Source organism: uncultured Roseobacter sp. (assembly GCF_947492555.1).
Lineage (GTDB): Bacteria > Pseudomonadota > Alphaproteobacteria > Rhodobacterales > Rhodobacteraceae > Roseobacter.
Genome location: NZ_CANLNE010000001.1, coordinates 409622 through 427037 on the forward strand (window position 1 = coordinate 409622; position 17416 = coordinate 427037).

18 protein-coding genes are annotated in these 17416 nt (G+C 61.3%); 5 read left to right on the plus strand and 13 right to left on the minus strand.

Annotated elements, in window-relative coordinates; genetic code table 11:
- Nucleotide 1: 1 nt before the first annotated feature.
- From Q1A07_RS01890 to Q1A07_RS01905, 4 genes are read left to right on the plus strand one after another with little or no spacing between them, the layout of a single operon-like run.
- Nucleotides 2-1369 carry a TRAP transporter large permease subunit gene (locus tag Q1A07_RS01890; protein WP_299777308.1) on the plus strand — a complete coding sequence of 456 codons (1368 nt, stop codon included), beginning with the start codon at nt 2-4 and terminating at the stop codon, nt 1367-1369.
- Nucleotides 1366-2706 carry an amidase gene (locus tag Q1A07_RS01895; protein WP_299777309.1) on the plus strand — a complete coding sequence of 447 codons (1341 nt, stop codon included), beginning with the start codon at nt 1366-1368 and terminating at the stop codon, nt 2704-2706. Before Q1A07_RS01890 ends, Q1A07_RS01895 begins: the two co-directional genes overlap by 4 nt.
- A 16-nt stretch (nt 2707-2722) precedes the next feature.
- Complete coding sequence (locus Q1A07_RS01900) at nt 2723-2917, plus strand: hypothetical protein (protein WP_195818937.1); 195 nt, start codon at nt 2723-2725, stop codon at nt 2915-2917.
- A gap of 3 nt (nt 2918-2920) precedes the next feature.
- Nucleotides 2921-3880, plus strand: coding sequence for a D-glycerate dehydrogenase (locus Q1A07_RS01905; protein WP_299777311.1), 960 nt, complete (start codon nt 2921-2923; stop codon nt 3878-3880).
- Between the two features lies 1 nt (nt 3881).
- Here the strand turns inward: Q1A07_RS01905 and Q1A07_RS01910 are convergent, their stop codons facing one another.
- From Q1A07_RS01910 to dctP, 5 genes are read right to left on the minus strand one after another with little or no spacing between them, the layout of a single operon-like run.
- Nucleotides 3882-5396, minus strand: coding sequence for a malonyl-CoA synthase (locus Q1A07_RS01910; RefSeq protein ID WP_299777313.1), 1515 nt, complete (start codon nt 5394-5396; stop codon nt 3882-3884).
- 10 nt (nt 5397-5406) lie between these two features.
- Nucleotides 5407-6651: a malonyl-CoA decarboxylase gene (locus Q1A07_RS01915; RefSeq protein WP_299779109.1), complete on the minus strand. Its 1245-nt coding sequence runs from the start codon at nt 6649-6651 to the stop codon at nt 5407-5409.
- Nucleotides 6648-7964 carry a TRAP transporter large permease gene (locus Q1A07_RS01920; protein ID WP_299777315.1) on the minus strand — a complete coding sequence of 439 codons (1317 nt, stop codon included), beginning with the start codon at nt 7962-7964 and terminating at the stop codon, nt 6648-6650. The genes Q1A07_RS01915 and Q1A07_RS01920 overlap by 4 nt, the downstream gene beginning before the upstream one ends.
- Nucleotides 7964-8512: a TRAP transporter small permease gene (locus tag Q1A07_RS01925; RefSeq protein ID WP_299777317.1), complete on the minus strand. Its 549-nt coding sequence runs from the start codon at nt 8510-8512 to the stop codon at nt 7964-7966. The genes Q1A07_RS01920 and Q1A07_RS01925 overlap by 1 nt, the downstream gene beginning before the upstream one ends.
- Nucleotides 8513-8572: 60 nt before the next feature.
- Entirely contained in the window at nt 8573-9559 is a 987-nt protein-coding gene (dctP, locus tag Q1A07_RS01930; RefSeq protein ID WP_299777319.1) for a TRAP transporter substrate-binding protein DctP, read from the minus strand.
- Between the two features lie 132 nt (nt 9560-9691).
- Between dctP and Q1A07_RS01935 the strand changes: the two genes are divergently transcribed.
- Nucleotides 9692-10348 (plus strand): GntR family transcriptional regulator, encoded by a 657-nt coding sequence (locus tag Q1A07_RS01935; protein ID WP_299777321.1) that lies wholly within the window; start codon nt 9692-9694, stop codon nt 10346-10348.
- Nucleotide 10349: 1 nt separating this feature from the next.
- Here the strand turns inward: Q1A07_RS01935 and Q1A07_RS01940 are convergent, their stop codons facing one another.
- The 8 genes from Q1A07_RS01940 to Q1A07_RS01975 all read right to left on the minus strand — a co-directional run bounded on the left by Q1A07_RS01940 (nt 10350) and on the right by Q1A07_RS01975 (nt 17310).
- A complete protein-coding gene (locus Q1A07_RS01940; RefSeq protein ID WP_299777323.1) occupies nt 10350-10478 on the minus strand; it encodes a hypothetical protein in 129 nt (42 codons plus the stop codon).
- The gene (locus tag Q1A07_RS01945; protein WP_299777325.1) at nt 10475-11656 is read right to left on the minus strand and encodes a formate dehydrogenase subunit gamma; all 1182 of its coding nucleotides are present in this window, start codon (nt 11654-11656) and stop codon (nt 10475-10477) included. The genes Q1A07_RS01940 and Q1A07_RS01945 overlap by 4 nt, the downstream gene beginning before the upstream one ends.
- 80 nt (nt 11657-11736) lie before the next feature.
- Nucleotides 11737-12333 carry a formate dehydrogenase FDH3 subunit beta gene (gene fdh3B, locus Q1A07_RS01950; protein ID WP_299777327.1) on the minus strand — a complete coding sequence of 199 codons (597 nt, stop codon included), beginning with the start codon at nt 12331-12333 and terminating at the stop codon, nt 11737-11739.
- Nucleotides 12334-12348: 15 nt separating this feature from the next.
- The gene (locus tag Q1A07_RS01955; RefSeq protein WP_299777329.1) at nt 12349-15246 is read right to left on the minus strand and encodes a formate dehydrogenase subunit alpha; all 2898 of its coding nucleotides are present in this window, start codon (nt 15244-15246) and stop codon (nt 12349-12351) included.
- A 93-nt stretch (nt 15247-15339) separates the two neighbouring features.
- Complete coding sequence (locus Q1A07_RS01960; RefSeq protein ID WP_299777330.1) at nt 15340-15531, minus strand: twin-arginine translocation signal domain-containing protein; 192 nt, start codon at nt 15529-15531, stop codon at nt 15340-15342.
- Between the two features lie 53 nt (nt 15532-15584).
- Nucleotides 15585-16193, minus strand: a complete 609-nt coding sequence (locus Q1A07_RS01965; RefSeq protein ID WP_299777332.1) for a molecular chaperone — start codon at nt 16191-16193, stop codon at nt 15585-15587.
- On the minus strand, nt 16190-16795 hold the full coding sequence (locus Q1A07_RS01970) for a DUF3306 domain-containing protein (RefSeq protein WP_299777334.1): 606 nt from the start codon (nt 16793-16795) through the stop codon (nt 16190-16192). Before Q1A07_RS01970 ends, Q1A07_RS01965 begins: the two co-directional genes overlap by 4 nt.
- Nucleotides 16792-17310: a DUF3305 domain-containing protein gene (locus Q1A07_RS01975; RefSeq protein WP_299777336.1), complete on the minus strand. Its 519-nt coding sequence runs from the start codon at nt 17308-17310 to the stop codon at nt 16792-16794. The genes Q1A07_RS01970 and Q1A07_RS01975 overlap by 4 nt, the downstream gene beginning before the upstream one ends.
- Between the last annotated feature and the right edge of the window lie 106 nt (nt 17311-17416).

The window sequence follows — 17416 nt, forward strand, 5'->3', positions numbered from 1 at the left end:
GATGACAAATCCCGAAGTCGCCCTGTTGATGCTGGGCCTGTTTATTTTGCTTGTTTTGCTTGGGTTTCCGATTGCCTTCACCCTTCTCGCGATGGGCGTGGCCTTTGGCTACTACGCCTACCATCAGGGCGGGCCGATCGAGAGCTTCAGTGACATTTTCAACAACAACATCTTCTACCTGTTGAACCAGAACACCTATTCGGTGATGGAAAACCCGACGCTGGTCGCCATCCCGCTGTTCCTGTTCATGGGCTACGTGGTCGAACGCGCGAACATCGTCGACAAGCTCTTCTTCTCGCTCTATCAAGCCGCGCGCAACTTGCCCGGCTCGTTGGCCATCGCGGCCCTGCTGACCTGTGCTGTTTTCTCCACGGCGTCCGGCATCGTGGGTGCGGTGGTGACGCTGATGGGCCTGCTGGCCTTCCCCGCCATGGCCAACGCCAACTACAATAAAAGCTTCGCCTCGGGTGTGATTTGTGCGGGCGGCACGCTCGGCATCCTGATCCCGCCGTCGATCATGCTGATCGTCTATTCCGCCATCGCGGATCTGTCGCCCCTGCGGCTCTACGCGGCGGCCGTCTTCCCGGGCCTGTTGCTCGCCGGGCTTTATATCGTCTACGTGATCGTGCGGGTCTGGTTCACGCCCTCGCTCGCACCCAAGCCGCAAATGGACGACGTCCCGCCGCCGCGCGAGATTTACTGGAACCTGCTGGTCAGCTTCGTACCGCTCACGGTCCTGATCGCGCTGGTGCTGGGCTCCATTCTAGGCGGCCTCGCAACGCCGGCGGAGGCGGCGGCCATGGGCGCCCTTGGCGGCATGATCCTCGCCGTGCTCTACCGGTCGATGACCTGGACCAAGCTCAAGGAAAGCGTGTTTCTCACGGCCAAGGCCACGGCCATGGTCTGCTGGCTCTTTGTCGGCTCGTGGACCTTTGCGAGCGTGTTCTCTTACCTCGGCGGGCACGACATCATCGCCGATTGGGTGGGTGGTATGGATCTGGAACCCTGGCAGTTCCTGGTGCTGGCGCAGATCATCATCTTCCTGCTCGGCTGGCCGCTGGAGTGGTCGGAAATCCTGATCATCTTCGTGCCGATTTTCCTGCCCCTGCTCGAAGTCTTTGGGGTGAATCCCTATTTCTTCGCTATGCTGGTGGCGCTGAACCTGCAGACCTCCTTCCTGACCCCGCCCATGGCCATGTCGGCCTATTACTTAAAAGGGGTGCTCAAGAAACAGATCGAGCTGATGGAGATTTTCCGAGGCATCATGCCCTACTTGGGCATCGTGATCCTGACCATGGTGCTGATGTACCAGTTCCCGGGCATCGCCCTGTGGTTCCCCGACTACCTCTTTGGGCCGTATATCCCATGAAGATCAAACCGCACGAGCTCTCGGCGACGGAAGCGGCAGGCCATATCGCCGCTGGTCGGCTCAAATCAGTGCAACTGGTCCGGTCCTGTCTGGACCGGATTGCCGAAACCGAGGGTAACATTCACGCCTGGGCGCATCTCGACGCCGAGGCCGCGCTGAAACAGGCCGAAGACAGCGACCGCCTGCGCCAGCGCGGGTTGGCCACGGGGCCGCTGCACGGGCTGCCGGTGGGGCTCAAGGACATTATCGACACGCACGACATGCCCACCCAGCGGGGCACACCGATTTTTGCGGGCCGTCAAAGCGCCGAGGATGCCCGGATCGTCGAAATGCTGCGCGAGGCGGGCGCGGTGATCATGGGCAAGACGGTCACCACCGAACTGGCCTTCATGCACCCCAGCGAGACCCGCAACCCGCATAGCTCCGACCACTCACCCGCCGGTTCCTCCAGCGGGTCAGCCGCCGCCGTGGCCGCGGGGCATGTGCCGCTCGCCGTGGGCACGCAGACCAATGGCTCGGTGATCCGCCCGGCGTCTTTCTGTGGCACCTTCGGGTTCAAACCCACGCGCGGGATGATCCCCCGCACCGGGGTCCTACAGACGTCCAAGTCACTGGATCAGATCGGCACTTTTGCCCGGACGCTGGAGGATGCCGCCCTGCTCGCCGATGCCATCAGCGGCTATGACCAGCGCGACAGCGAAAGCTTTGCCCACGCCCGCCCTGCCATGGCCAAGGGGGCTGTGGAGGACGCACCGATTGAGCCCGATCTCGTCTGGTTCAACCTGCCGTTCAATGACCGGCTGTCAGAGGCCGCACGGGATGGTCTCGACGGTGTGATGGAGATCCTTGATGCCCGTGTGACCCGCATGGACCCCGCCGATCAACTGGCCGAGCTGGTGGCCGTTCAGGCGCGCATCCACGAATATGAGATTGCCCGGCATCAGGCCGATGTCTTTGACGGTCATTGGGACCAGATCAGCGACACCCTGAAACCGATCATCACCCGCGCCCGAAACATCAGCACTACCGAATATGAAGATGCCTTGGCGGTCAAAGCCTCTGCACAGGCCTTCTTTGACGATTTCTTTGTCGATTTCGATGCGATCGTAGCCCCGGCAGCCGCAGGCGAGGCGACGAAGTTCAGCGACGGGACAGGCGATCCGATTTTCTGTACACTCTGGACATTGGCGGGCCTGCCTTGTGTGACCCTGCCCTTGCTGGTCGGGGAAACCGGCTTGCCCATCGGTGTTCAGCTGATCGGCCCGGTGCATAAAGACGACCGGCTGCTGCGCACCGCGCGCTGGCTGCAAAACCACATCGCGGCGGCGGCCGCCTGACTGAAAGGACGCACATATGTCATATACCGTCAAACTGATCGTCGGGCTCATTGGCACCGCCCTGCTGGTGATCTTCGTGGGCGAGCTGTCGCACAGCATCTCCACCGGGTTTGCGGGTTTCTGGGGCGGCTTCCCCTTCATGGTCATCGTCATCATCGTCTGCGCCATGGCGATCTACGACTATTGGGACGAATGCATCCGGAAGAAGTAAGCCATGACCAAACCCCGTCTCTGGATCACCCGTCGTCTGTCGGACGCCACCCTCGCGCGCGCGATGCGCGACTATGACACGGTCGTCAACCACGCCGACACGCCGGGCAGCGCTGACGATCTGATTGCCGCCAGTGCCGATTTCGACGCGATCATCCCCTGTCATTCGGAACATTTCAGCGCCGAGGTCGCCGCTCAACTGGACCCGCGCCTGAAGATCATCGCCAACCATTCGGTGGGCGTCGACCATTGCGACCTGCCCAGCCTCAAGGCGCGCGGCATCGCGGTGACCAACACGCCCGATGTCCTCTCCGATGCCACGGCGGAACTGGCCATGCTGCTGATGCTTGGCGCGGCGCGCCATGCGGTGGCGGGCGACCGGATCGTGCGCACGGGCGCGTGGGACTTCTGGTCACCGTCTTTCATGGTCGGCAAGCAGGTCACCGGCGCGCGTCTCGGGATCATCGGCATGGGCCGGGTTGGTCGTGCCTTTGCCGCCAAGGCGCGCGGGTTTGACATGGACATCCATTATTACAACCGCAGTCCCCTGCCCGACGCGCAGGCGCAGGGCGCGACCTATCATGACACTGTCGAAAGCCTGCTAAGCTTGGCGGATTTCCTGTCTCTGCATTGTCCGGCGACGCCTGACACGATGGACTTGATGAATGCAGAGCGGTTCGCCCTGCTGCCGCCCGGTGCGGTGATCGTCAATTCGGCGCGCGGCGCGCTGGTGGATGAAGACGCTTTGCTGGATGCTCTGGCAAGCGGTCAGGTCGCCGCTGCCGGTCTTGACTGTTTCAAGGTGGAACCGGGGGGTAATCCGGCCTTTGCCGCCCATGAAAACATCTTCATGTTGCCGCACATCGGATCGGCCACGACCCGCGCACGCGATGCCATGGGGTTTCGGGCGCTCGACAATCTGGATGCGTTTTTCGCTGGGGAAACACCCAAGGACCTGCTGTAACTCAGCCCGCGAAGAGATCGCCGTAGTCCTGACGCAGGATGTTCTTTTGCACCTTGCCCATGGTGTTACGCGGCAACTCTGGCAGAACGATCAGCTTGCGGGGATGCTTGAACCGCGCCAGCTGCGTACCAACTGCCGCCGAGATGCCGTCCAGATCGGGGGGTGTTGTCTTCTCCGCCACAACAAATCCGACAACAGTTTCGCCGAAGTCAGGATGCGGCACACCAACCACGGCACTCTCCAACACGCCTGGCTGATCGTCCAGCAGAACCTCTATTTCCTTGGGGTAGATATTGTAGCCGCCCGAGATGATCAGGTCTTTGTTGCGCCCGACAATCTGCACGTACCCCTGATCGTCGATCAGCCCCAGATCACCGGTGATGAAAAACCCGTCGGCGCGCAGTTCTTCACGCGTCTTTTCGGGCATCTGCCAGTAACCTTTGAACACATTCGGGCCCCGCACTTCGATCTGTCCGATCTCCCCGTCAGGCAGTGTCTCACCGCTGGCGGGATCGGTGATTTTCAGCTCCACCCCCGGCAGTGGAAAGCCAACCGTCCCTGCCCGCCGCGCGCCCTCATAGGGGTTCGAGGTGTTCATATTGGTCTCGGTCATGCCGTAGCGTTCCAGAATGCGGTGCCCGGTGCGTTTTTCGAACTGGACATGCGTTTCAGCCAGCAATGGGGCGCTGCCGGACACAAAAAGCCGCATGTGCCGTACCAGATCGCCGGTAAAGCGCGGATCGTCCAGCAGGCGCGTGTAGAAGGTAGGCACCCCCATCATCGTCGTGGCCCTGGGCAGCAGGTCAATCACGTCGTCCGCGTCGAATTTCGGCAGAAAGAGAAGCGACCCACCCGCCAGCAGTGTCACATTGGTGGCCACAAAAAGACCGTGCGTGTGGAAAATCGGCAAGGCGTGCAGGAGCACGTCGTCTCTGGCGAACCGCCACACGTCGACCAAGGTCTGTGCGTTGGAGAGCAGGTTTGTTTGCGTCAGCATCGCGCCCTTGGAGCGCCCGGTGGTGCCGGATGTATATAGAAATGCGGCCAGATCATCAGGCGCACGTGGAACTGTTGCAAAGGCATCGCGCTCGCCCCGCGCACGCTCCGGCAGCGAGCCGTTTCCATCGGCGTCCAGTGTTTCCAGCGCAGCATTGCAAGCCTCGGCCACTGGGCGAAGCCCGTCCGCCTTTGCCGGATCGCAGATCAACAGACGCGCCTCGCTGTTTTCCACAAAATAGGAGACTTCTGCAGCGGTATAGCCAGTGTTCAGCGGCAGGAACACGATGCCCGACTGAACGGCGGCAGCATAGACCGCCAGCGCCTCGGGGGACTTTTCCGCCTGCAGGGCGAGCCGGTCTCCCGGCTTCAGACCAAGCGCCTCGAAGGCATGTGCAAACCGCGCTGTCATCGACAGAAAGGCCGCATGGGTGATCACCTGACCATCCTTCAGGATCAGAAAAGGCGTATCCTTGCCCGCGTGGTGGCCGAAAAGGTGATCGAAAAGAGGATTGGCCATTCTGTTGTCCTCAGGTCTTTGTCTTGTCCATCGCCGCCGCAAGCGCCTGTACCTGCGGTGACGCAGCAACTTTGTAGCCGTCGGCATATCCTTCATGGTTTTGCGCAATCAAGGCCCGGTCGTAAAGGTAGTTCACCATGACCCCGGCGGATTGCGCCATCCCGTTGGCCGACAGATCGGCACCCGCGTGCACATCATGGACCAATGCGCCATTGCCCAGATGGAACCGTGCCACCGGGTCACGTGGGCTGCCATCATCGCGTTTTGCTGCCAGAAAGTACTGCGCGGCAAGCTGGCGTTGATCTGCGGCGGCTTCACCTATCTGCTGACCAGTCTCCGCAATCCACTGCATCAATCCGGGGATCGGCGAGAGGGTCACGAAAGTCTCCAACCCCGGCAGGTCCCGCGACAGATCGGCCACCACCTGTTTGATGAGCGAGTTGCCAAAGGAAATGCCCGCCAGCCCGGATTGGCAGTTGGAAATCGAATAGAACACGGCGGTGTCCGCGTCTTCGGCGGTAAGTTCCTCGCGCGCATCTGATAACAGCCCCTGTACCGATCCGGGCACGCCTTTGGTCAGCGCGACCTCGACAAAAATCAGCGGCTCGTTTGGCATGGCGGGGTGGAAATAGGCAAAGCAACGACGATCGCTGGGCTGCACCCGACGGCGCAGATCGTCCCAGCTGTCGATGGTATGCACCGCCTCGTAGGCGATGATCTTTTCCAGCACCTCCGCCGGGCTTTCCCAGTCGATCGGTCGCAGCACGAGAAAGCCGCGATTGAACCACGAGGCCAGCAGGTGACGAAAATCCTGATCCACCGGGCCCAGCATCGGGTGGTCACGGACAAACCCCAACAAATCGTCGCGCATCTGCACAAGCTGCGCGGTTGCCCCCGGTATCTGATTGAGGCGGCGCGCCAACTCCTGCCGCATCGGCTCTGCCGCGGTGGCAAAGGCGCGGTAGCTTTGCAGGGACGGCGTGGTTTCAAACTCCGCCAGCGTGCGCCGCACCGCGTCTGCGTCAATACCCATATCCTGTGCCAGAAACTCGAAGAACCGCAGCTTTTCAGAGGGGTCCATCGCAGCATAGCGGTCGAGAATATGACGGGCCGTCACGGCGCCCGAAATCTCCCCCGAACTGCCCAGCAGATCGCCGCACAGCTCTTCGATGCTACGTCCCTCCAGCTCAGGCTCCAGTGCGCTGCGATAGCGCCGCTCGAACACCGTCGAGAGGAGGTCGGCAAAGAAGCTCAAAACGTAGGCCCCATCACCGCATCGGGCAGCCATGTTGCAAGGCCGGGGAACAGGCACAACAGGACAATGGCGATGACCATGCAAGCCACAAACGGCAGCGACCCCATCAAAATGGTTTTGAGGGAAATGTCAGGCGCGATCCCGTTGATTACATAGAGGTTGAGACCGACAGGCGGGCTGATCAGACCGATCTCCATATTGATCGTCAGAACCACCGCGAACCAGATCGGATCGAACCCGGCCGTGGTGATGATCGGCAGCAGAATGGGCGCCGCCATCAGGATCACCGCCACGGGAGGCAGAAAGAACCCGGCGATCAGCAGGAAGACGTTCACCGTGCCCATCAGCACCCAGCGGTTGACCTCCAGCGTGCCGATCCATTCCGCGATGGACTGCGTGATGAACAAGCTCGACAGCATGTAGGAAAACACACCCGCCGCCGCGATGATGAAAAGGATCATCACGCTTTCCTTGGTGCTGTCACGCAGCACATGCCAGAGCGCCTTGGGGCTCCAGAGTTTATAGATCACCATGGCGATGATCAGGCACAAAAGCGCCCCCACCGCTGCTGTTTCCGAGGGTGTGGCGATGCCACCGTACATAGCGTAGAGCACACCGATGATGATGCCGATGAAAGGCAGAACCCTGGGCAGAATTTCGAGCCGCTCGCGCCAGGAATAGCTGCCCGCCGTCAGCAGGGTGGTGTTGCCGGATTTCCATGTGGAATAGAGCGACCAGACCATGAAAAGTGCGACGAGCAGCAGGCCCGGGATCACGCCCGCAAGAAACAGGCGGCCAATCGAGGTTTCGGTTGCGATGCCGTAGACAATCATCGTCACCGAGGGCGGGATCAGGATGCCCAATGTGCCGCCCGCCGCGATGGACCCGGCGGCCACCCCATCGGGATAGCCGCGCTTGCGCATTTCGGGGATGCCCATCTTGCCGATGGCCGCACAGGTGGCCGGGCTCGACCCGGACATCGCCGCAAAAAGCGCGCAGGCACCGAGGTTGGAAATCACCAGCCCGCCGGGCACGCGGGTCAACCAACGCTCAAGCGCTTCGTAGAGGTCTGCCCCGGCACGCGTGGAGGCGATGGAAGACCCCATGATGATGAACATCGGGATGGAGAGCAGCGCGAAGTTGTCGAGCTTGCCAAAGAGGATTTCGGGCATCAGCTCAAGACTGCGCAACCCGTCGAAGATCATCAGGAAACCTGCGGAGACGATCAGCAAACCGATGGCAACCGACACGCCGGAAAAGAGCACAATGATGGTGGAGAGGGCGACCAGCGCACCAAGGACAAGCGGATCCATCAGTTGTCCTCCAGCCCAAACGGCTTTTCAGTGCCGGTCAGCACGCCCACCAAATCCGCAATCAGCTGGAGCATCAACAGGCCGAAGCCCACCGGCAGCGCCAGATAGGGAATCCACAACCGCACGCCCCAGACGGTGTCCGACTTCCACCCCCGATCCCAGGCGAAATGCCAGTAGTCGTACCCGTACCAGAGCATCACGCCGATGATCGCGATGGAGAGTGACAGGGTCAGCACAGCCAGTGCCCGACGCGCCCGCATCGGCAGGGCAAGCGGGATCAGATCGACGTTCACATGCCCCCTCAAGCGCTGTACGTAAGGCAGGCCCACCAGCGTGGCGCCGATAACCAGATAGATGACCATCTCGGTTTGCCAGACGGTGGAGCCGTTCAAGACAAAGCGCACAAAGATCATCTGGCAGGTGATCGCCACAGCGGTCACGATCATCGCGGCAGAGCACCACCCGGCGACTGTCGACAGAGCGGCGACCGCACGCAGGAAGGGATGGTTGCCGACGTGCGTATCAGTGGCAGAGGATTGACCAGCCATGAGCGCTCCTGAAGGATCAGAGAAAAATGGGGGCGGCGATTGCGCGCCGCCCAGGGTTTACTATTCGACGGCCAGCGCCATATCGAGCAGCGCCTGCCCGTCCGGCACTTCTTCGACAAAGGACTTGAACGATGTCTCCTGTGCAACTGCCTGCCAGGCGGCGAAGTCTTCCGCCGTCATCTGCGCGATCTCGACACCGGCATCCTCGAACACCTTCACGGAAGCCGCGTCCTGCTTTTTCGCCTCTTCCAGATAGAAGGCTTCGGCCTTTTCAGAGGCTTCCAGCAGGGCTGTCTGCTGCGCGTCACTCAACCCATCAAAGGTGGATTTATTCATGAGCACCGGCTGATACATGAACCACAAGGCCACGTCCGAGGCCGGGGTATAGCACGAAACCTGTTCGTAAATCCGGTAGGAGACGAAAGACGAAGACGAGGTATTCGCGGCCGTCAGGACGCCGGTCTGCATGGCGTTATAGATCTCAGATGACGCCATGGAAGCGATGGAGGCCCCTGCCCCCGCCAGCATCTGCTCGAACGCCTTGCCCGCGGCGCGGGTCTGTTGGCCGACCACGTCTTCGGGGTTGGTGATGCACTTGTCCTTGCCGACGAAACCGCCCGCCAGATAGCCGTGCACCAGCACCATGACATCGTCATCGGCCATCTTCGCCTCCAGCGCCTCCATGAAGGGGCTGTCGCTCAGACGCGCCGCATGGTCGTGATTTTTCACCAGCCCCGGCATCAGCGTCAGGTTATAGGCAGGCTGCTGGCCACCGGCATAGCTCAAGGGCAGCACGGTCATATCCAGCTGTCCCCGGCTGAGGGGTTTGTATTGCTCGCGCGGTTTAAACAGCGATTTGGAGCCGAAAATCTTGATCTCCAGATCGACATCCGCGGCTGCGACCTCATCCGCGATGATCTGAGCCACCTGATGGCGCACGTCTTTGTTGGACCATTGATGTGACAGGCGCAACTCGGTGGCCTGCGCGGTGGCGGCCCCGGTGGCAAGAATGGCAGCGAGTGCTGCGGAAAGCAGTGATGTTCTCATTTTTTCCTCCCAGAATGCCGGTGAGATAAGCCCGGCCAATATGTCAGCATTTAACCTCTCGCATTCAGAGTCAATATTTTTGTATACAATAAAGTGATTGTCGCACACGTGATTTCAGCCTAAAGTGAGCGCATGGATGTCAGGCATGCAGACAGAATAGCGGACGCGCTGGAGGAGCTGGTCTTTACCGGTCAATTCAATGATGGCGACCGGCTGGATGAAATCCGCCTGGCCAAGCAGTTCGGTGTCTCCCGCACCCCCATCCGCGAAGCTTTGCAGCGGCTGGTGGCCTCCGGCATCGCCGAGCAACTTCCCCGTCGCGGGGTTTTTGTACGCCAACCGGGACCTGTGGAACTGATGGAGATGTTCGAAACCATGGCCGAGATCGAGGCGGTTTGCGGACGTCTGGCCGCGCGCCGCATCTCGGATGAGGCGCTGGCGGAGTTGGAACAGGCCAATGATCTCTGCCGCGCGGCGATGGCGTCACAGGATACCGACGCCTATTACCGCGAGAACGAGCGGTTTCATCACACGATCTATGCGCAATCCGGCAACAGCTATCTCGCCGGGCAGGCCCTGCGGCTGCACCGCAGGCTGAAACCCTTCCGCAGGCTCCAGCTCCGGCTGCGCGGACGCCTGGCGCAGTCGATGGGGGAGCATGAGGAGATCGTCGCGGCGCTGCGGTCAGGAGACGACAGCCGCGCCGCCACGGCATTGCGGGACCATGTGGGTATTCAGGGCGAAAAGTTCCGCCATCTGATGACGGAACTGCGCACCGCGGCGCAGTAGGTCAATCGTCGAGCCGTACCGCCTGACCAGTGCCTTGTTCGGCAGCCGAGAATCCAGCCTCGTTCAAGGCGAAATTCGCACCCACCGCGATGACGACCATGGCGACAAAGGCAAGAACAATCTCTCTCATGCCTTGCCCGCCTTTGATTGCTGCTCTTCGACTTCGGCGGTCCAGATGCTGTGGTGTTCGCGCGCCCACTGCAGTTCCACCTCGCCGTCCCCCATGGCCGCATAGGCTCCTTCCATACCGACCGAGCCGATGTAGATATGCGCGATGATGATCGCCATCAGCACAAAGCTGACGATGGCATGCCAGAGCTGGGCGTATTGCATTTCCTCATGCGGGGCGAGCGCGGTGTTCAACTCCCCAAGGCCCAGCAGTTGTGGCAACCCCACGGCATTGAGCTTTTCGAAGGTCACGGCGAACATCGGCATCTCGAAGGGGAACAGCAGCGAGAGACCGGAGACGGAAATGGAGCCGCCCAGCAGAATGACCGACCAGAAGATCAGTTTTTGACCTGCGTTGAATTTCTTGGCCGGGGGGTGGCCGCCGCCAAAGATGCCGCCGCCCTTCAGGATCCAGTTGATGTCTGTCCGGTCCGGCAGATTGTGCACGACCCAGAAGACAAAGACGAGGATCAGCGCCAGCATGAAGGCCCATGAGATATTGTTGTGCACCCATTTCGACCCCATCGCCAGTGTTGCAAAGGCTTCAGGACCGAAAGCCGGGATCAGCAGTTTGCGCCCTGCCAGCGTGATAAGCCCAGTGATTCCCAGGATGATGAAGGACCCGGCCAACAACCAATGGGCAAAACGTTCAGCCGCCTTGAACCGCAGGATGGTTTGGCCTGTCTTTTCGCCATCGATGCGAATGCGACCGCGGATCAGGTAGAACAGTGCAAGCAGTATGACCATACCACCCATAAGCGCGCCGCCGTAGGTCAGCAGTGGCCCCTCACGTAACAGAAGCCAGCGCATGCCGCCGTCCTGGATCAGCACATCTGCGGCAGGCCCGCGGGCTTGCGTAGTGATAGCCGCCGAATTGTAGCGATAGGCCCGCCAGAGATCCGGGTCCGATGCCCCGCCCAGGGTGCCCAATTGATCGGTTTTGGCCGCCGCGTTGTCAGGATTACCCGTGAGCCCACTGCGGAAACTGTCATCAATCTTGAGGCCTTCCTGACGCTTGAGAATATCCTCGAGCGTCTGCGCGCCGCCGGTCGCGCTGCGGTCAACGGGTGCGGCCTCCTGCGCCTGAACGCCCACGGCGAGGCAAAAAGTCAAAACCAGCAGACACAGAAATCGGAGCATGGACATATCCTGTTCTCTCAGACGCACGGGGCGGCCCTGATAGAGCCGCCCCTGAAGAGTTCACAACCTTAAGGCGAAGGTCAACCGCCTTTCTGGTCGTAGGCCGTGCCCCACCCCCAGGCGCCGGACCCGAAGCCACGGGCCACGACGCGCTCGCGGTAGATATTGGCGACGATGTCACCATCCCCGGCCAGCAACGCCTTGGTCGCGCACATCTCGGCGCAGATTGGCAGTTTGCCCTCGGCGATCCGGTTGCGCCCGTATTTGGCGAATTCGGCGGTGGAGTTGTTCTCCTCCGGTCCGCCCGCACAGAACGTACACTTGTCCATCTTGCCACGGGATCCGAAGTTGCCGGCCTGCGGGAACTGGGGCGCGCCGAAGGGGCATGCGTAAAAGCAGTACCCGCAGCCGATGCAGAGGTCCTTGGAGTGCAGCACCACGCCTTCTTCGTTCTGGTAGAAGCAATCCACCGGACAGACGGCCATACAAGGCGCGTCCGAACAGTGCATGCAGGCGACGGAGATCGAACGCTCCCCCGGCTTGCCGTCATTGATCGTCACGACCTTGCGGCGGTTGATGCCCCACGGCACTTCGTGCTCGTTCTTACAGGCGGTGACGCAGGCGTTGCATTCAATGCAGCGTTCGGCGTCGACGAGAAATTTTGCTCTAGCGGCCATTATTCATGTCCTCCCTTACGCTGCCCAGATTTTGCAGAGCGTCGATTTCGTCTCTTGCATCTGGGTCACGCTGTCATAGCCATAGGTCTGTGCGGTATTGGACGCTTCGCCCAACACGTAAGGATCGGCCCCTTCGGGATACTTGTCCCGCAAGTCGACCCCCTCCAGATGCCCACCGAAGTGGAAGGGCATGAAGGCCACGCCCGCCTCGACCCGTTCGGTGACCATGGCCATGACCTTGACCTTGCCGCCTTCGGGGCCTTCGACCCAGACCTGTTCGCCATCGCGCAGACCAAGGTTGTTGGCATCCCGCGGGTTCACTTCGACAAACATGTCCTGCTGGAGTTCCGCCAGCCAGGGGTTGGAGCGGGATTCGTCGCCACCGCCCTCGTATTCGACCAGTCGCCCGGAAGTCAGGATCATTGGATACTCCTGGCTGAAGTCTTTTTCCTGGATCGACCTGTACATGGTCGGCAGGCGCCAGAACTTCTTGTCCTCGTAGGTCGGGTAGTCGGCCACGAGGTCACGCCGGTTGGTATAGAGCGGCTCGCGGTGCACCGGCACCGGATCGGGGAAGGTCCAGACAACCGCACGCGCCTTGGCGTTCCCGAAGGGCGCACAGCCATGCTTGATCGCCACCCGCTGGATGCCGCCCGAGAGGTCGGTTTTCCAGTTGGTCTTGGGGCCCGCCACGGCATCAATCGCGGCACGTTCATCTGCCGTCAGATCGCCGTCCCAGCCGAGATCCATGAGCATCTGCATGGTGAACTCAGGGTATCCGTCCTGAATTTCGGCACCGGGGTTGGAGACGCCTTCTGCCAGAAGGTTGTCGCCATCCCGCTCCACGCCGAAACGTGCGCGGAACGCCAGACCACCCTCTGCCACCGGCAGCGACATGTCATAGAGGTTCGCAGTCCCGGGATGGTTCATCTCGGGCGTGCCCCAGCAGGGCCATGGCATGCCGTAGAAATCGCCATCCGCCGGCCCGCCAATCGCCCGCAGTGAGGTGCGGTCAAAGGTGTGCTGGTTTGCCATGTGCATCTTCAGACGCTCAGGGCTCTGGCCGGTATAGCCGATGGTCCACATGCCACGGTTAAATTCGCGGGTGATGTCCTCGACGTTCGGCTCTTCACCATCCATCGCAATGTTGCGGAAGAGCTTGTCATGGAAGCCCAGTTTTTTCGCAAACATCGATATGATCGTGTGATCGGGCAGCGATTCAAAGATCGGATCAACCACCTTATCCCGCCACTGAAGCGACCGGTTGGAGGCCGTGGCAGAGCCGCGTGTCTCGAACTGGGTACAGGCCGGCAGCAGATAGACGCCATCCTCGCGGTCCTGCAAGACGGCAGAAACGGTTGGATAAGGATCGACCACGACCATCATGTCCAGCTTCTCCATCGCCGTCTTCATCTCTTTCTGACGGGTCTGCGAGTTGGGCGCATGGCCCCAGAGCATCATGACGCGCGTATTGTCGGGCTGGTCGATGTTGTCCTTTTCTTCCAGCACCCCGTCGATCCAACGTGACACCGGAATACCGGTCTCGTTCATCATCAACCGGTCGGTGCCATCCTTGCCAGCCCCTTCCATCACCGAGAAGCGGCCTTTCAGCCAATCCAGATCCTCTTCCCAAACGCGCGCCCAATGGGCCCAGGAGCCGGGCTTGAGGCCATAGTACCCCGGCAGCGTGTTGGCCAGAACGCCAAGGTCCGTGGCACCCTGCACGTTGTCGTGGCCGCGGAAGATGTTGGTGCCACCACCAGCGGTGCCCATGTTGCCAAGGGCCAGCTGCAGCACGCAATACGCACGCGTGTTGTTGTTGCCATTGGTGTGCTGGGTGCCGCCCATGCACCAGATCACGGTGCCGGGACGGTTGTTGACCAGTGTCCGCGCCACACGGCGCAACTGGCTGCCGGGCGCGCCAGTGACACGCTCCACTTCCTCGGGTGTCCAGTTGGCCACCTCTTCCTTGATCTGATCCATGCCCCAGACACGGGTGCGGATGAACTCCTTGTCTTCCCACTCGTTCTCGAAGATGTGCCAGAGGATGCCCCAGACCAGCGCCACATCCGTACCGGGACGGAAGCGCACGTACTCATCCGCGTGCGCAGCGGTGCGCGTGAAACGCGGGTCGCAGACGATCAGCGGCGCGTTGTTCTGTTCCTTGGCCTTCAGCATGTGCAACAGCGAAACGGGGTGCGCCTCCGCCGGGTTGCCGCCGATGAGGAACATCGCCTTGGAATTGTGCATGTCGTTGTAGCTGTTGGTCATGGCGCCGTAGCCCCATGTATTCGCCACGCCGGCCACCGTGGTGGAGTGACAGATCCGCGCCTGGTGGTCGACGTTATTGGTCCCCCAATAGGCCGCGAACTTGCGGAACAGATAGGCCTGTTCGTTGTTGTGCTTGGCCGAGCCCAGCAAGTAGACGGAGTCCGGTCCGCTTTCCTCGCGAACGCTCATCATCTTGTCGCCGATCTCTTCGATCGCCTGTTCCCAGGAGATGCGCTTCCACTCGCCGCCCTCTTTCTTCATCGGATACTTCAGGCGGCGTTCGCCATGCGCATGCTCGCGCACCGCGGCCCCTTTGGCGCAATGGGCTCCGAGATTGAACGGGCTGTCCCATCCGGGCTCCTGCCCTGTCCAGACACCGTTCGACACTTCCGCGACGACGGTACAGCCGACCGAGCAATGGGTGCAGACGGATTTGATGGTTTCCACCGCGCCCGTCGCTGCAGTCGCAGCAGAGGCTTGGGTGACCGCGCCGCCCGTGGCGGAGATGGCGGCCAGCCCGCCAATCGCCAGGCCAGAGCCTCGCAAAAACGCACGGCGGTCAACGGATGATGCGGCCCCGTCCGACAGGATGTTCGTCCGTCCTGCACGCTGCGTGACCGAATTGGTCTTTTTCCTTAACATACTTCCCTCCCTTGCTGCCCCGATCAGGTGGCTGGGTATTTTAATGTCGAAACGCCGTCAGGCTGCACCCTTCAGATGCACCCCCGGCGCAAATCAGAAGCGCGCGCTCGCGAGATAGGCGCGCGTGTGGGCGGTGTCCTGCATCTTGTCAGAGGTCGTATCCACCTCGGCCGCTTCCGCCGTGCCTGTCCCGGCTGCCACGGCAACGGCTGCCGCGGGGGCTGCTGTGCCCGCCAGTTTCAGGAAATCCCGGCGATTTGTGTCGCCATCCGATTTCTGTGCCATGTGTCCTTCTCCCTTTCGTCTTTGCGGACGGCGTCCCGTCCCTTGTCGGCGGATCAGTCCGCCGTCATTCTGAATGCTTCTTTCTCGATCTCCATGAAGGCGCGGCCAACGGCCCCGACACCTGCGTAAAACACCGAGGATTTCGCGCCTTCGAGGTCCGTGTAGAAATGTGTGGCCCAGGGCGCAATGTGGCTGTTGAAAAAGCCGCGTTGCTGGTCAAGCCGCGCGGGCTGGCCAAAGCGGCCGACAATCATGCCGCCCATCATCTCCATCAGCGCGGCCATGCTGTCTTCGGGCTCAAAGGCGTTTTCGGCGCGCGTCATCTGTTGCGCGGCCATGTCCTGCCGCAGCTTGGCCAGTGGCTTTTCGTTCAGGAAACCGGTCAGATAGTAGCTGGCGTAGGGCAAAAGCTCGCCCCGCCCCAGACCGATAAACAGCGCGTTGAACTCGCGCTCAACCGTCTTGGGCTTCGTGGATTTTGCAACGCGCGCCAGGCTGTTGATCGCCTGCCCCATGGCGCTGTCATCGCCCTGCAGCGCGGCGGTCTGATCGAGCAGCATCTGGTCCGCCGGGCGGGCCAGTAGCAGGCCAATAAAGTTGTAGAGATCGGCGCGCAGCCGGTCTTCGGCTGCGATGTCGAGGGTCTCTGCCGTTGCCGTCATGCCTGCGCCTCCTCGAACTGGAACCGCATACGCCGGGGTACGGGGGCTGCTTCGACGTCACCCTCTGCATCAAGCGCCAAATTCTCAGGCTGCGCTTCAGAGGCGACAACCTCCGGCTCGGACGCGCTCACCGGGTCGTCTTCCACAATCTCCGCGACGGGCTCCTCGGAGGTCTCCGGGGTCGCCTTGGCGAGTTCTTCCTGACGCGCCACTTCTTCGAGATGTGCCATCATACCCTTGCCCACCTGATAGGCCGTCTGGATCGGCCCCCCGGCCAGCATCGCCGCGCGATAATCATCATCGTATTCGTTCAGACCATCCACGCAGGCCAACACGGGGTTGCTGCGCCAAAGCATGCGCAACGCCTTGTTGCGCAGATGTTTGGGGACCTCTTCGGACATGAAGGCGGCAAAATCATCGCCCGACTGCATTTGGTCGGGATCAGGCAGACCCATTTCTTCCAGAACAAGCGCGTCGTCCTTCTCGGCCAGCTCGGCATCCCGCGCCGCGGCCAGCTGTTCAGCCTCTGCCTGGGCTTGCGCCTGTGCCTCGGCCTGAACGGCGGCGCGTCGGCGCGCCCAGAAAGAGCCCTGCGCGGTCATTCCGCCCCCTCCTGCAAGTTCGACGTCGGTGCGCGATACACATCCGTTGCCTGCGAAATCCGCGCATCACCAATACCGGCCTGCTTACGATCCGTGCGATGCTTGTCGCGCCGCCGTTTCACAAATGGCTCTTCGCGGTAGTGCTGATCGACAAAACCGGTGACCCAGTCCAGAACGGAGGGCGGCATCGTCACACGCTCCACCTGTTCTTCGCCACTGTCGGAATAGTCCTGCGCTTCATAGGGCGACACGGTCACGGTCAGAATGTCCAGCGGTGCCTCGCTTTCGCCTTCGCGCATGATCACGTAGACGGAAGGCGATTGCGCCTGCAACTCGTGCGCATAGGCTTCGGCATCCGAGACGTAGAGATTAAGATCATGGGTCGATGCGTGATATTCGGTCACGCCGCCTTCGTCGCGCAGCACCTTCCAGGACGCATCGCCCGCCCCCGGCAGAACGGCAGTCGCGCGCCATACCCACTTGGACCAGGCGGTGACACCGGGCGACCGGCGCAAAACCACTCCAAGCCTCGCGGATTGCGACTCTGGATAGACGACTCCCAAGATTACTCCCCAAATGCGCGCTGTACTTGGGCCTACCTTAGCAAACCCCGGTCATTAT

Coding starts and splice junctions, on each gene's coding strand:
- Q1A07_RS01895 (WP_299777309.1), top strand. CDS start 1,366: ATGAAGATCAAACCGCACGAGCTCTCGGCGACGGAAGCGGCAGGCCAT.
- Q1A07_RS01910 (WP_299777313.1), bottom strand. CDS start 5,396: ATGGCCAATCCTCTTTTCGATCACCTTTTCGGCCACCACGCGGGCAAG.
- Q1A07_RS01890 (WP_299777308.1), top strand. CDS start 2: ATGACAAATCCCGAAGTCGCCCTGTTGATGCTGGGCCTGTTTATTTTG.
- Q1A07_RS01945 (WP_299777325.1), bottom strand. CDS start 11,656: ATGCTCCGATTTCTGTGTCTGCTGGTTTTGACTTTTTGCCTCGCCGTG.
- Q1A07_RS01965 (WP_299777332.1), bottom strand. CDS start 16,193: ATGACGGCAACGGCAGAGACCCTCGACATCGCAGCCGAAGACCGGCTG.
- fdh3B (WP_299777327.1), bottom strand. CDS start 12,333: ATGGCCGCTAGAGCAAAATTTCTCGTCGACGCCGAACGCTGCATTGAA.
- Q1A07_RS01970 (WP_299777334.1), bottom strand. CDS start 16,795: ATGACCGCGCAGGGCTCTTTCTGGGCGCGCCGACGCGCCGCCGTTCAG.
- Q1A07_RS01940 (WP_299777323.1), bottom strand. CDS start 10,478: ATGAGAGAGATTGTTCTTGCCTTTGTCGCCATGGTCGTCATCGCGGTG.
- Q1A07_RS01900 (WP_195818937.1), top strand. CDS start 2,723: ATGTCATATACCGTCAAACTGATCGTCGGGCTCATTGGCACCGCCCTG.
- Q1A07_RS01935 (WP_299777321.1), top strand. CDS start 9,692: ATGGATGTCAGGCATGCAGACAGAATAGCGGACGCGCTGGAGGAGCTG.
- Q1A07_RS01925 (WP_299777317.1), bottom strand. CDS start 8,512: ATGGCTGGTCAATCCTCTGCCACTGATACGCACGTCGGCAACCATCCC.
- Q1A07_RS01955 (WP_299777329.1), bottom strand. CDS start 15,246: ATGTTAAGGAAAAAGACCAATTCGGTCACGCAGCGTGCAGGACGGACG.
- Q1A07_RS01920 (WP_299777315.1), bottom strand. CDS start 7,964: ATGGATCCGCTTGTCCTTGGTGCGCTGGTCGCCCTCTCCACCATCATT.
- dctP (WP_299777319.1), bottom strand. CDS start 9,559: ATGAGAACATCACTGCTTTCCGCAGCACTCGCTGCCATTCTTGCCACC.
- Q1A07_RS01960 (WP_299777330.1), bottom strand. CDS start 15,531: ATGGCACAGAAATCGGATGGCGACACAAATCGCCGGGATTTCCTGAAA.
- Q1A07_RS01905 (WP_299777311.1), top strand. CDS start 2,921: ATGACCAAACCCCGTCTCTGGATCACCCGTCGTCTGTCGGACGCCACC.